This is a genomic window from Allopontixanthobacter sediminis, from assembly GCF_009828115.1.
Lineage (GTDB): Bacteria > Pseudomonadota > Alphaproteobacteria > Sphingomonadales > Sphingomonadaceae > Allopontixanthobacter > Allopontixanthobacter sediminis.
Window position 1 is genome coordinate 756,109 of record NZ_WTYL01000002.1, and the last position, 13,564, is coordinate 769,672.

The following is a 13,564-nucleotide window of genomic DNA, read 5'->3' on the forward strand; positions in this document are numbered from 1 at the left end:
CGATACCGGAATTCAGTGTAATTCGATCTGCTGCCAGAGTAATGTCTGCGAATAAAAACGAGTCGCGAGCAATCCCGGGGTTTCCGTACAGGGGGTAATCATGCTTGGCACTCTTGGTAGTTTTTCGAAGACAGGCCGTCGCAAGCAGCGTGCAAATATGGCCTTGGGCATATCTGCCGTCGGCACAGCGGTGTTGGCGGTAACAGCCTATGCGGCGCAGCAGCAATCGCCGCCGATCGCGCGCTATACAATGGACGCCGGAACGACATCGGGCTTTGGCGCGATGGGCGGCGGACTGAATGGCGCGATGGCGATGCTGACCGGCCGGGGTGGCGGCGCGGCCCACGAACTAATCTTGCGTCTCGGCTCCACCCGCCCAGCAGCGGGCGCGCCGAAAGCCGATCATTTCATGCCCGCCGGTGCGGGGCTGGGCAAATCGGTGCCGCTGGTCACACCTGTTGCCGGAAAGCCGGGAACCTCGCGCGAAGGCGGGCCGATGGGCGAACTTCCCAAGGCCCGGCTCTATATCTTCTGGGGCTGCGGAGAACACGCGCCCAAAGGCCAGCCGCTGGTTATCGATTTTTCCAAGCTGGCCAAGGGTCAAGTACCGCCGGGTCTTTACGCCCAATCGCTAAACCTACCCGGCGATTGGACCGTCCTGCCCAGTGCCAGCACAACCTACGGCGATTGGCCGAACGGCAAGGATGCCAAGGCGGTACCCGGCAATGCCTCGCTACGGGGAGTGCACCGGATTGCCGCCAGCTATTCGCCCGAGATCAACTTCACGCTCGACCGGGACTTCATGCCCGCACTGCAGACGCAGTCGCAGGCGATGCCGAGCGGAGCGTATTCGTTGAGCTGGAAGCCAGTTGCCGACGCGACCGGATATTACGCGTGGGGTATTTCGGCCAAGCTGACGGACCAGTCGGGAAAAGGCGGGGAGGTCCAGGAAATGGTCTGGTGGTCCAGTTCCGCGACCCAGCAATTCGGCGGTGCCCTGTCGGACTGGATGTCGCCTGCGGCGGTCTCCCAACTCATCGCCGCAAAGACCGTCATGCCGCCGAGCCAGACCAGTTGCACCGTCCCAGCCGAGGTCAGACAAATGGGCGGAGACATGACAATGGCCAACCTGTCAGCTTACGGGCCGCAAAACGATTTTGCATTCCCTCCTCGCCCGGCGGACGCGAAGATCGCGTGGAAGCCCGAATGGATCGCGCGGGTCCGCTTCCGCTCGACTACCATGCTGGCGCTCGGCATGCCCGGAATGGACGAAATGATGGCGGGCACCCCATCGGCGAACCCCGCCGCGCCGCCGCAGTCAGCTAAACCCAAGTGCAAGGGCCTTGCCGGTATTGCGAAGCGGGCAGCGGGGCTCTGCGAATAGTCTGATCGGCTGGGTCGCATACGCACGAAACGGCGTGTTTCAGTTCTGGATGCCCTGTCCAGCGCCGCTTTCGGAAGACCGCCGCGCGTCAGGCGTTCACCGGCCTCGTATTGGCGACTGCCCAACCTGCTGCCAGAACGATGGCGTCTTCCACAAAGCCGGTTGCTGTCTGCCCCCAGCGCCGCATCGCCCATTTGCGCGCAGCCAGCCCCGCATGCGAAGATGCGATCGCCGCACCGACGCCGAGTGCCGCCCCGGCGAGACGGCGCCTTGGCGGAGCGAGCGCCCCGCCCGCGAAACCGCTGGTGATCGTGCGCGCCAGCAGGCCGAGAAACACGGTCCGGTCGGGCGCCGTCTCCATCTTGTCACCCGCCATTTCGGCACCAGCCATGGCGGTGCCGCCAGCAGCGGCGAAACGTGTCGAAAGCAGCGCTGCCTCCGCATTGTCGTAGGGGAGGCGCCCCTCACGCGCCGCACCGGCTAGTACAGCCAGCGGAGTCATGGATCGCTGGCCGGCAACCAGTCCCATCAGGATCGAACGAAGCATGGCAAATCCTTTCGCAAGTGTCTGCCTTTTGAACGGACCACTGCGCATAACGATCCGGCAAACTGGTGTGCGCGAATTGCCTTCATCGCGGGGGCCAGCGAGCAGACGCACCGGGTCCCGTGTATCGCCCGCATATGCTGCGCCTTCATCCCACCGGACTTGGCAAATCGCACCTGCCAAAAACATTCGGCGAACCGGCCGCAAGAAAGCAATTCTTAAACACAATTTTCAGTAATGGCCCCTAGGCCGGTGATAGCGGGAAACTAGCTTTCATTCGGGTAAAGATCCTCGTCGTGGGTTTTGACAGAATGGTCCAAGGGGCAGCAATGGGTTACGAAGAAATCGGCGGGACGTTAGGCGTCGTACAGCACCAGGAACTGCCGCCTGCGGTCGCGCTCGAAGAACGGGCTGCGCCGCGCTTTACCCTGCTCATCCGTACGGCGAAGCTGGTATGCGGCAGAGCGGAATATCTCTGTGTCATCCGGGACGTGTCGGCGGAGGGTATCAGTGTCCGGTTGTTTCACCCGCTCCCGCCAGTCGAGCAGCTTCCCGCCGATATCGATTCCCGGTTCGTACTCGAAATGCAAACCGGGGACCGCCATCCGGTCCGGTCGATCTGGGAAAAACCAGGTGAAGCAGGGTTCCAGTTCCTGACGCCGGTCGACGTCGAACAGATGATCCGCCGGTCGAGCCGGTTTCCCAAGCGCGAGTTGCGCTTTGCCGCGGAATTACCGGTGAAACTGGCGATTTCCGGCGCGAAATATCACGCGGTGCTGCACAATATCTCCCAGCAGGGCGCGATGATCGAAACCGGCGAGCATCTGAAGATTGCCCAGACGATGTGGATCGAAAGCCGTACCATGCCGGATATCGAGGCGAAGGTCCGTTGGCGCCAGGGCGAACGATACGGGCTGATCTTCGACACCACCTTCCGCATCGGCGACCTGGCCGAAATCGTCCATGCCCTGCAGAAACGAACCTCGGGACCGGCGCATTCCTAGGCTGTTAGCCGCCACAAACCAGCAGCGCGCGCGCTGTCATGACGCCATCAAATCGGCGAAATTAACCTTCCCCTAACCATTTTCCTTCACTCCCGGACCAGAAGATGGACCGGGGCACAGATGAATCACCAAACCGCCAAGCAACTGAACGTCGATGTCGCCATTATCGGTGCGGGCCCGGCCGGCCTGACCGCAGGCTATTTGCTGACCAAGCAGGGCAAGACGGTTGCGATCATCGAGAAGGATCCGGTCTACGTTGGCGGAATCAGCCGGACGGTCGAGCATGAAGGGTACCGGTTCGACATTGGCGGGCACCGGTTTTTCTCCAAGAGCCAACAGGTCGTCGATCTGTGGGACGAGATCCTGCCGGACGATTTCATCCAGCGCCCCCGGATGAGCCGGATATATTACGAGGGCAAATTCTATTCGTACCCGCTGCGGGCTTTCGAAGCGCTGGCGAACCTTGGCATCCTGCGCTCCACTGCCTGCATGGTCAGCTATCTGCGCTACAAGCTGTTTCCCGTCGCAGACGTAAGAAGTTTTGAAGACTGGACCACCAACCAGTTCGGCCACAAACTCTATTCCATCTTCTTCAAGACCTACACCGAGAAGGTCTGGGGCATGCCGTGCAAAGAGATGAGCGCCGACTGGGCCGCCCAACGCATCAAGGGCCTGTCCCTGTGGAGCGCGGTGGTCGACGGTCTCAAGCGGTCGTTGGGCCTCAACAAGAAGCCCAACGACGGGCAGGCAGCCAAGACGCTGCTCGAAACGTTCCGGTATCCGCGGCTCGGCCCCGGAATGATGTGGGATGCCGCACGGGACAAGATTGTCGCGGCCGGCGGCACCGTAATCATGGGGCATGGCCTCGAACAGCTTGCCAGCGACGGCTCCGGTGGGTGGCGCATGTCCGCAAACGGGCCGGATGGAAAGATCGTTATCGCCGCGAAAGACGCGATCAGCTCCGCGCCGATGCGCGAGCTGGCGGCGCGGCTGCACCCGCTGCCCGATACCACGCTGAACGCTTCCAAACTCAAATACCGGGACTTCCTGACGGTCGCACTCAAGATTAAATCCGCGGACCTGTTCCCCGACAACTGGATCTACATCCACGATGACCAGGTCCAGGTTGGCCGGGTGCAGAATTTCCGCAGCTGGTCGCCGGAAATGGTGCCAAACAAAGATGTCGCCTGCGTCGGTCTCGAATATTTCTGTTTCGAAGGGGACGGCTTGTGGGCGTCTTCGGACGATGACCTGATCGCGCTGGCGACCCGGGAGATGAACATCCTCGGGCTGTGCGATCCTGCCGACGTGATCGGCGGCGCAGTGGTTCGCCAGGAGAAGGCCTATCCGGTCTATGACGAGGATTACGCCGCCAACGTGGAAGCCATGCGCCGGGAACTGGAAGGGAAATATCCCAGCCTGCATCTGGTCGGCCGCAACGGCATGCACCGTTACAACAACCAGGATCACGCGATGATGACCGCGATGCTGACGACCGAGAATATCCTCGCCGGCACCCGCGTGTACGACACCTGGTGCGTCAACGAAGACGCCGAATATCATGAAGCCGGGACCGAAGGTGCTGAAGCCGCGCTCCCTGCCCGCGAAAATGCAGACGAGGGCTTGCTAGTCACGCAAGATCAATCCGCGGCGCTCAATTCGCTGCGCGGGGTTCCGGAACGGATTTCGGCGATAAAGGGCAGCTCCAGGGCTGCGTGAAACAAATTCCGGCGGGGGGACCGCAGGGGGGGCAAACGATGACCGCATATCTGACCAGGCTGCGCGATATCCGTCTGATCCGCTATCTGTTCGCCAGCGCCGGGGCACTGGCGGTGGATTTCGGCAGTTTCCTGGCGTTGCTGGCGCTTGGCGTCGCGGCGGCACCGGCTTCCGCTTTCGGCTACGCGCTGGGCATCTTCGCGCACTGGCTGCTGTCCAGCCGCGCCGTGTTCCACGACACCGTCGCTGAACGCGGGAGCGACCGGAACCGGCAGAAAGCGCTGTTCGTCGTTTCGGCACTGGTCGGCCTGGTCCTGACCACTGCGATCGTTGGCGCTGCCGATTTGGCCGGGATCGACCCTAAACTGGCAAAACTGGCCGCCATCATGGTCAGTTTCACGGCGACTTGGTTGCTTCGCGCCAGGATCGTCTTCCGCGCCCGGACGCAGGCATGATCGACCGCAGGCGCCCCTTGTTCGAGCCGGAACTGTTGGTCCGGACCGCACTCGTGTGGGTGGCGGTCTGCGCCCTGATGCTGGTCGCCAGCTTTGGCAGCATTTCCGCCGGACGTTTTCCTGATCCCGACGATGTCATGCGGCTGATGCAAGTCCGGGACCTGCTGGCAGGGCAAAGCTGGTTCGATGTCCATCAATACCGGGTCGACGCCGTTTCGGGCGGGGTACCGATGCATTGGTCGCGGCTGGTCGATGTGCCGCTTGCGGCGCTGATCTGGTTGTTCTCCCTGTTCATGGCGCAGGGCGCCGCCGAGATCGCAGCGGCGATCATGGTACCGTTGCTGACATTCGGTATCGCACTGTTGCTGGCGTCACGCATTGCCTGGCGGCTGATCGGAGCCGAAGCAGCCGGGATGACGTGTCTCGTGATGGCGGTGTCGGTACCGGTTATCATCCAGATGGGGCCACTGAGGATCGACCACCACGGCTGGCAGATCGTGCTGGCCTTGCTGGCCTTGAACGGCATGATGGCCCGCGACCCGCGTCTGGGCGGCGCGCTTACCGGCTTCGCGCTGGCCTTGTGGATCTCCATTTCGGTGGAAGGCCTGCCCCTGGCGCTGGCCATCTGCGGGGTCGCCGCGCTTCGCTGGCTGGGGGATCGGCGGGCCAGTTGCCGCATGGCATCGATCATGGGATCGCTGGCCGTCGTCTCTGCGCTGATCTTTGCCGGGACGCGGGGCTTTTCCGACCTGGCCCAATATTGTGACGCGGTGTCGCCAGTGCATCTCGCCGTGTTTGGCTGGGGCGGTGTTTCCATCTTCGTGCTGGCGCACTGCGAGCCGATCCCGCGCGGCGCGCTGTTGTCCGGATTTGCGGTGATCGCGGCGGGCGCCGCCGGGATCGTCTATTTCGCCGCACCGCAATGCGCCGGCGGCGGCTTCGAAGCGCTCGATCCGCTGGTGACAAAATACTGGTATCGCAACGTGAGCGAAGGGATGCCGATGTGGCAGCAATCGCCCGCCCTGGCGATGCAAATGCTGATACCGCCGGCACTTGGTTTGCTCGCAGCCGTCAAGCTTGCAGGCCGGAGCAGCGATTGGCTGCGCCAGTGGTGGTATGATTATGCCATGTTGCTGGGCGCTGCGCTGCTGATTGCGTTATTCGTGGCCCGCGCCGGGGCGGTGGCCGGAGCGATCGCCTCGATCCCGCTCGGCTGGCAGATCGCCGTGTGGATCCGCGCGGCCCGCAACATGCGCAGTCGTGGCCGCCGTATCGCGACCCTGGCCGGAACCGCGTTGGCGTTGATGCCGGCACTCCCGCTTGGCCTGTTGACCGCGTTGATCCCGACGGAAGTGCGCGCCAAGGATAACGGCGCGCAAACTGCGGACTGTCCGATCAGCGATGCTCTGCCGACTCTGCGCAAACTGCCGGAAGGCGAAATCATTGCCCCGATCGATATGGGGCCCGAACTCCTGAATTCGACGGCCCATTCGGTAATTGCCACCGGGCATCATCGGGGCAGCCCCGGAATGGCAGCGATGATCCGGATATTCATCGGTTCCGCCGCTGAAGCCGAAGCAGCACTACTAGCGCGGGGGACGCGTTATGTGGCGGTGTGTCCGGGTCTGGTCGAAGCGCGTAATTACGCCCGGACCATGCCGGATGGGTTCATGGCAGACTTGCTTGGCGGCGACGAGCCGTCATGGCTGGAACCCGTCGCGGTCCCCGGCGGGGGTGCGGTCAGGATCTGGCGCATCAAGCGGTGATCAGGCGGGGATGAAATCCATCGCCGCGCCGTTCATGCAATAGCGTTTGCCGGTCGGGCGCGGGCCGTCGCTGAAGACGTGGCCCAGATGTCCGCCGCAATCGGCACACAGCACTTCGGTGCGCGGATAACCGAGCTTGTAGTCCGTATCGGTTACGATACCGCCTGACAGCGGCTGGTAGAAACTGGGCCAGCCGGTTCCGCTGTCGTATTTGGTTTTCGAGGAATAAAGACGGTTGCCGCAACCCGCGCATGTGAAGACACCGCTGCGTTTTTCCTTGTCGAGCGGCGAGGAATAGGCGCGTTCGGTCCCTGCGCGGCGGAGGACGTAAAACTCCTGCTCGGTCAGTTTCTTGCGCCATTCCGCCTCAGTCAGCGATTTGGGAAAAGTCCGTGCTTCAGCCGGAGACGATCCGCAGCCAGCCAGAGCGAAGCCCGATACAGCCGTTCCGATGAGCGTCAGGACATTGCGTCGGCTGGGCGTTTGATGCGGTATCATGGGGGTTTCCTCGGGCGAAAAGATCTTGTTGTCCTTTATATACGCAGCCTAGCGCCCAAAAGTTTCACCTTAACGGCCAAGCCAAGCGAGTGTCCGGGGGTTAGAATTTTTCCAGCCGTACTTCCAGTTTACGAAAGCCGTGGACGAAATTGGCTCGCACCCGCTCCACCGCGCCGACCACGTTCACGCGCATCCGGCGGGCGTGCATTTCCTCCATCAGGATGCGCAATTGCAATTCAGCCAGCCGCGCGCCGACGCAGCGGTGGATGCCGTAGCCGAACGCCAGATGGCGGCGGGCGTTGTTGCGGGTGAAATCGAGCGTGTCGGGATGATCGAACACGGCCTCGTCGCGGTTCGCCGAAAGATACCATAGTATCAGCCGGTCACCGGCCTTGATTTCCTTGCCGAACAGGTCGGTATCCTCGGTCGCGGTGCGGCGCATATGGGCCAGCGGGGTCTGGAAGCGGATGCATTCCTGCACCGCGTTGGGGATTACCGAAGGATCGTTTTCGAACAGGGACCGCTGGTCGGGGAATGCGTCCATCGAATGCACAATGCCGGACATGGTGTTACGGGTGGTATCGTTACCGCCGACAATCAGCAGGACCAGATTGCCCATATATTCCTGCGGGCTCATGTCGCTCATCGCGTCCGAGTGGATCATCCGCGATATCAGGTCGGGCGCCTCGCCGGCGTCGGCCCGTTCCTGCCACAGCCGGGTGAAATAGCCGGCCATCTCCATCAGCACGGTATGCCGCATTTCGTCGAGGCCGGGGATCAGCGCGACTTCGGTATCGCCAGCCCAGTCGGACCAGAACGACAGCAGGTGCCGGTCCTTCCATGGGAAATCGAACAGGACCGCGAGCATCTGGGTGGTCAGTTCGATGGAGACCTTCTCCACCCAGTCAAAGGTTTCGCCGTGGGGCAAGGTGTCGAGCACTTCGCTGGTGCGCGCGCGCAGGTCACCCGTCAGCCGGGTCATTTCCGCCGGCGTGAAGGCCGGTGCGACAGTGCGCCGCTGTCCGGTATGTTCGGGCCGGTCCATGGCGATGAACATCGGCAGTTCGAACTTCCGGTCGGCGACGATGTCGTCCTTGCGATCGAGGATCGTGATTCCGCCATTTTTCCACGAGGAGCTGAATATCTCGGGCAGGGCCTCGACGTGCTGGATGGCCTTGTGACTGGTCACATTCCAGTAATCGCCGAACGGACTGCCGGTAACCTTGTTGACCGGTTCCTTCTCGCGCATCTCTGCGAAGACCGGCTGCCACCGGTCCTCGACATAGATGTCGCTGCGGCTGACGTCCCAGGCCTGGGTATGGACCGGAAGGTCCTCGGGGTGCTCGCTTAAATGGGCATCCAGCGCCTCTACTGCCGTGGGGTGGGTTCGGTAAATCGGCGCGGCCGAATCCTGCGGCGCCGAAACATCTGCCGGTTGGGTTGCCATCAGATCTCTCCTCGCGTCGCCGCCTGACCGGTCGGCAATCGCGGGACTATCCTGCGCTTACTTACCTTGTTGTCAATAGTCGGTGGCGAAATGCGACCTAAATTTCAGCCGAGCCGATCAGGTCGCCGCGGGCTTACGGTTCCAGAACCGCCGCTTCTTCGAAACGCCCTGCGGACCGGATTTCATCACCCGCTTGCGGAACAGCGTTGCGCCCGCCTTGATGAACACCGCTACTGCGAATACCTGCCACAGTATTGCAAGCGCGTGGGGCCACAGCGCCTCCATCTGGGCCGCGCGGGCCATCATGGCGAAGGGGGATGAGAGCGGAAAAATCACCGCGGCCACTTCCATGGGGGAACCGGGCCTGGCCATCGCGTAGCTGGCGAAAAAGAACACCAGCAGCTGCAGCATGGTTACCGGCATGGACAGCGTCTGCACCTCGCGTACCGTGGCGGCCATCGATCCGATCGCGAGGAAGATCGATCCGAGCAGCAAGTAACCCATCGAGAAATAGACCACGCCCAGCAGCAGGAACAGCGGCCAGCCGACCGCAGGCGGCGGCAGCGCGGCGAGATCGGCCCCGACCACCAGCACCAGCACTCCGGCGACCGAGCCCCAGACCAGGATCCCGACCATCGACACGCCCAGCATCGCAAACAGCTTGCCGAGGAACACCGCGTCCATCGGGATTGCCGCGGCGAGGACCTCGATAATCTTGTTGCCTTTCTCCTCGACCAGATTGGACAGTACCATCCCGGCGAGCAGCATCGTCAGCAGGAACAGCAGCATCTGGCTGATCTGCGCGGTGACGACGCGGCTGCTTTTCTCACTCGCGCCGCTGGTAGCGACTTCCTGAGTCGTGATTTCGGGGAATTTCGCCGGCGCCTCGCCGATCGCCGCTGCGGCAACCAACGCCACCCGGCCGCCGAGCCGATCGAGCTGGTCCGCGGTCCCGGTCATCACCGGCGCTGCCGGTGTGCCGGTCACGATCGCGGCATAATTCCCCTGACGCTCCTCGAGAATCGCTTCCGCAGCCTGCTGCAGATTGCCATCCTGGGGGGAGGTTTCGACAGCGATCATGGGCGGCATTGCCCCGCCCAATTGTTCCGCCAATGCCGTGTGTGCGGCCAGCATTGCGGCGGTGTCGGGAACGCTCATCGCGATACCCACTTCCGGATCTACGGTCTCCTCCCGGATCTGGCTGCCCACGCCGCTCGACAGTGCGCCGACGCCGAGCAGGAATACCGGCCCGAGCAGGAAAAACAGAAACGCGCGGCTGAACAGGATCGCCTGGAAATCGCGCCTCGCAATCACGAAGGCCGCGCTCCACAAGTTGAGGCGGGACTTGCGGTGCCCGCCGGCTGTTTCGGACGGGCTCATCGGGCGGCCTCCACGGCGGATTGTTCGGTCAGGGCGCGCGCGGCGGCTTCACCGGCAATATGGACGAAAGCATCGTGCAGGCCCGCGCGTTCGATGGACAGCGACAGGATGCCCGCTTCCCCTTCGATCAGCGCCCGCAGCAGTGGCTCGATCCCGCTTTCGGGCAGCGAGAACATCCAGAAATCCCCTTCGCGCCGGGCATCGGCTGGCAAGGCGTCCCGCCAGCGGCCGTGTTCGGCGCGGGTTTCGAGCCGTACTTGCGCCGGGATCCGGTCCCGCGCTTCGTCAACCGATCCCGCGTAAGGAACCTTGCCGCCGGCAATGATCGCAACCCCTTCGCACAGCCGTTCGGCGTGGGCGATGACGTGGGTGGAAAAGATTACCGTCGTGCCTTCGGCGGCCAGCTCGCGGATCATCAGTTCCAGCTTGCCCTGGTTGATCGCGTCGAGACCGGAAAACGGCTCGTCCAGCACCACCAGCCGTGGTTTGTGCACCAGTGTCCCGAGCAATTGGACGGTCTGCGCCATCCCCTTCGACAATTGGCGGATCTGCCGATCCGCCGCATGGCCGAGGTCGTGGCGTTCCAGCAATTCGCGCCCGCGCCGCTTGCCCTCGGCCAGCGGCAGACCGCGCAGGGCGCCGAGGAATCCGATAGCCTCATACGCCTTCATCGAGGGATACAGACCGCGTTCCTCCGGCAGGTAACCGATCATTCGCGCAATGTCGTGCGGCCGGTCATGCCCGAATATCCGCCGGATGCCCGCGTCGGGATCGATGATGCCGAGCAGCATCCGTAGCGTGGTGGTCTTGCCCGCTCCGTTCGGGCCGAGGATACCGTAAATAGCGCCTTCGGGTACTGCCAGGTCGACCCCGTCCACCGCCGTGGTCCCTTCGAAACGCTTGACCAGGCCGCGCGCCTCGATCGCCATGGGCCTGGAAGTCTCGAGGATGCCTCCGGATGCGGGATTGTGTGCATCGGTGGCTTCGCTTAGCATCATGTCCATACGCGCCGATTACCCCCCGTGCGTGAACGGGAGCAACCCCAATAATGGTTAACGCCGCTGTCATGGACGGCCTGAAGACTGCGATGACACGCGAAGCCGCGCGGCTGGGCTTCGCGGCGATTGGCTTTGCGCCGGCGGAAGATGATCCATTGCAGGCGGACCGGCTGCGCGAATGGCTGGATGCCGGCCATCACGGCACGATGGAATGGATGGAGGAACGCGCCGCAGTGCGGCAGGGCCCGCAGAGCATGTGGCCCGACGCCGCCAGTGTGATCGCGCTGGGAATGAGCTATGCCCCGTCGGCCGATCCGCTGGCGTTGGAAAGCGAACCGGAAAAGGCGCGTATCTCGACCTATGCGCAGGGCGGCGATTATCACGATACGGTGAAGAAGGCGCTGAAGGCGCTGGCCCGCTGGCTGGTGGCCGAATGCCGGGCGCGCGGCCTGGACGAGCCGCAGTTGAAGGTCTTCGTCGATACCGCGCCGGTAATGGAAAAGCCGCTCGGGCAGGCGGCGGGGATTGGCTGGCAGGGCAAGCATACCAACCTGGTCAGCGCCGCGCATGGCAGCTGGCTGTTCCTCGGGGCGATCTATTGCACCTTGCCGTTCGCGCCCGACGCGCCGCATCAGGACCAGTGCGGCAGTTGCCACGCCTGCCACGATGCCTGCCCGACCGACGCTTTCCCTGCGCCGTACCGGCTGGATGCGCGGCGGTGCATCTCTTACCTCACGATCGAGCACAAAGGGCCGATCCCCGAGGAATTCCGCGCCGCAATGGGCAACCGCATCTATGGCTGCGATGATTGCCTGGCGGTTTGCCCGTGGAACAAGTTTGCCGATGCTGCGGCCCGCAACAAGGCGTTCCTGCCCCGCGCCGAACTTACCGCGCCCGCGTTGGCTGACTTGCTCGCGCTGGACGATGCGGGCTTCCGGACCCTCTTCTCCGGATCGCCGATCAAGCGCATCGGCCGTGACCGGTTCGTGCGCAATTGCCTGATCGCGGCTGGCAACAGCGGCGACATGGCATTGGCAGGCCATGTGCGCGCGCTGACCGGCGACCGCGACGAGGTAGTTGCCGAGGCTGCGCGTTGGGCGCTGGATCAGCTCGAACTTACAGCAGTTCCTTGAGCGGGGTGTCCGCGTCGGCCAGGATATCCGGGTCCGGCACCAACCTCGCTTCGATCAGCTTGCGGCCCTGGACGTAATCCTTGACCGAATTGACGCAATCGAGCGCGATGACACGCCCTTCCTTGAGGTAGATTACCGAAAACCTGCTGCTGTCCGGATCGCCGCGCAGAACGGTCTGGTCGTAATCCAGGGACAGCCCTGCGGTCTGAAGTTTCAAATCATACTGGTTCGACCAGAACCAAGGGAAGGCGTTATACGGCTGCTTGTCCCCGCAGATCGCGCGCGCCGCGGTGCTTGCCATATCATGCGCGTTCTGGACCGATTCCAGACGGATGACGGCGTTGTCGGCATAGGGGTTGGCGTGGGCAGCACAGTCACCGATGGCGTAGATATCGTCGAGGGTGGTCCGGCAGAACTCGTCCACATCGACCCCGTTCCCGCCCGCGGCACCCGCGGCGATCAGCGGGCCGATTGCGGGAACAATCCCGATGCCGACCACGACAAGGTCCGCCGGAATTATCTCACCGGTGTCCAGCTTTACGCCGGTGACCTTGTCGCCGTCACCTTCGAGCCGTTCGACCGTGGTTTCCAGCCTCAAATCGACCCCGTGCGCGCGGTGCTGCGCCTGGTAGAAATCGGACAATTCCTGTCCTGCCACCCGGGCCAGTACCCGCGGGAGGGCTTCGAGCAGGACTACTTCGTGATCGAGCTTGCGCAGCACTGCCGCGGCCTCCAGCCCGATATAGCCGCCGCCAATCACCGCGACGCGCTTCGGACCGCCGGCGAGTTCGGTTACCATCCGGTCGACATCGGCGCGGTTCCGCACCGAATGCACGCCGGCAAGGTCGGCCCCGGCGCAGGACAGCCGCCGCGGATCGCCGCCGGCAGCCCAGATCAGCTTGCGATAGGTCAGCTTCGTGTCGTCGGACAGGGTGATGGTGTGGTCCATCCAGTCGACGTCGGTGACGTAGCTGCCCAAACGCAGGTCGATGTCCTTTTCCGCCCAAAATTGCGTCGGGCGGATCTGGATCCGCTCGAACGGTTTCTCTCCGGCGAAATATTCCTTCGAAAGAGGTGGGCGCTCGTACGGCGGATCCTTTTCCCGCCCGAGCAGGATGATCGACCCCTCGAAATTGTTCTGGCGAAGAGCGATGGCCGCTTGCGCGCCGCCATGGCCGGTGCCCACGATAATAACGTCTGCATGATCCATGCGACGTGGTTTGTCGCAATCCTCCG

Annotated in this window: 12 protein-coding genes; 6 read left to right on the plus strand and 6 right to left on the minus strand. The window is 63.2% G+C overall.

All coding sequences use genetic code 11. The features are described 5' to 3' along the window. The first annotated feature begins 157 nt into the window (after nt 1–157). A complete protein-coding gene (locus GRI65_RS09320; protein ID WP_160756229.1) occupies nt 158–1,384 on the plus strand; it encodes a hypothetical protein in 1,227 nt (408 codons plus the stop codon). An 88-nt stretch (nt 1,385–1,472) separates the two neighbouring features. Here the strand turns inward: GRI65_RS09320 and GRI65_RS09325 are convergent, their stop codons facing one another. Next, entirely contained in the window at nt 1,473–1,931 is a 459-nt protein-coding gene (locus GRI65_RS09325) for a DUF4126 domain-containing protein (RefSeq protein WP_232844025.1), read from the minus strand. Nucleotides 1,932–2,257: 326 nt separating this feature from the next. Here GRI65_RS09325 and GRI65_RS09330 point away from each other — a divergent pair, with 326 nt between their 5' ends. From GRI65_RS09330 to GRI65_RS09345, 4 genes are all read left to right on the plus strand, one after another. Beyond that, nucleotides 2,258–2,932, plus strand: coding sequence for a PilZ domain-containing protein (locus GRI65_RS09330; protein ID WP_160756230.1), 675 nt, complete (start codon nt 2,258–2,260; stop codon nt 2,930–2,932). Between the two features lie 120 nt (nt 2,933–3,052). Then, entirely contained in the window at nt 3,053–4,651 is a 1,599-nt protein-coding gene (locus GRI65_RS09335; protein WP_160756231.1) for an NAD(P)/FAD-dependent oxidoreductase, read from the plus strand. Between the two features lie 38 nt (nt 4,652–4,689). After that, nucleotides 4,690–5,106: a GtrA family protein gene (locus GRI65_RS09340; RefSeq protein ID WP_160756232.1), complete on the plus strand. Its 417-nt coding sequence runs from the start codon at nt 4,690–4,692 to the stop codon at nt 5,104–5,106. After that, nucleotides 5,103–6,872 (plus strand): hypothetical protein, encoded by a 1,770-nt coding sequence (locus tag GRI65_RS09345; RefSeq protein WP_160756233.1) that lies wholly within the window; start codon nt 5,103–5,105, stop codon nt 6,870–6,872. The genes GRI65_RS09340 and GRI65_RS09345 overlap by 4 nt, the downstream gene beginning before the upstream one ends. Here GRI65_RS09345 and msrB read toward each other — a convergent pair whose 3' ends face one another. The 4 genes from msrB to GRI65_RS09365 form a co-directional block, all read right to left on the minus strand. Continuing rightward, nucleotides 6,873–7,370: a peptide-methionine (R)-S-oxide reductase MsrB gene (msrB, locus tag GRI65_RS09350; protein ID WP_160756234.1), complete on the minus strand. Its 498-nt coding sequence runs from the start codon at nt 7,368–7,370 to the stop codon at nt 6,873–6,875. It lies immediately after the preceding gene. Nucleotides 7,371–7,470: 100 nt separating this feature from the next. Next, entirely contained in the window at nt 7,471–8,817 is a 1,347-nt protein-coding gene (locus GRI65_RS09355) for a cytochrome P450 (protein WP_160756235.1), read from the minus strand. Between the two features lie 117 nt (nt 8,818–8,934). Beyond that, nucleotides 8,935–10,197 carry an ABC transporter permease gene (locus GRI65_RS09360; protein WP_160756236.1) on the minus strand — a complete coding sequence of 421 codons (1,263 nt, stop codon included), beginning with the start codon at nt 10,195–10,197 and terminating at the stop codon, nt 8,935–8,937. After that, on the minus strand, nt 10,194–11,192 hold the full coding sequence (locus GRI65_RS09365) for an ABC transporter ATP-binding protein (RefSeq protein WP_408609046.1): 999 nt from the start codon (nt 11,190–11,192) through the stop codon (nt 10,194–10,196). Before GRI65_RS09365 ends, GRI65_RS09360 begins: the two co-directional genes overlap by 4 nt. Before the next feature lie 53 nt (nt 11,193–11,245). On the opposite strand from GRI65_RS09365, the gene queG reads away from it, so the two are divergent. Next, complete coding sequence (gene queG, locus GRI65_RS09370) at nt 11,246–12,328, plus strand: tRNA epoxyqueuosine(34) reductase QueG (RefSeq protein WP_160756238.1); 1,083 nt, start codon at nt 11,246–11,248, stop codon at nt 12,326–12,328. Here queG and GRI65_RS09375 read toward each other — a convergent pair. Next, nucleotides 12,312–13,538 carry an NAD(P)/FAD-dependent oxidoreductase gene (locus GRI65_RS09375; RefSeq protein WP_160756239.1) on the minus strand — a complete coding sequence of 409 codons (1,227 nt, stop codon included), beginning with the start codon at nt 13,536–13,538 and terminating at the stop codon, nt 12,312–12,314. The genes queG and GRI65_RS09375 overlap by 17 nt on opposite strands. Nucleotides 13,539–13,564 lie beyond the last annotated feature (26 nt).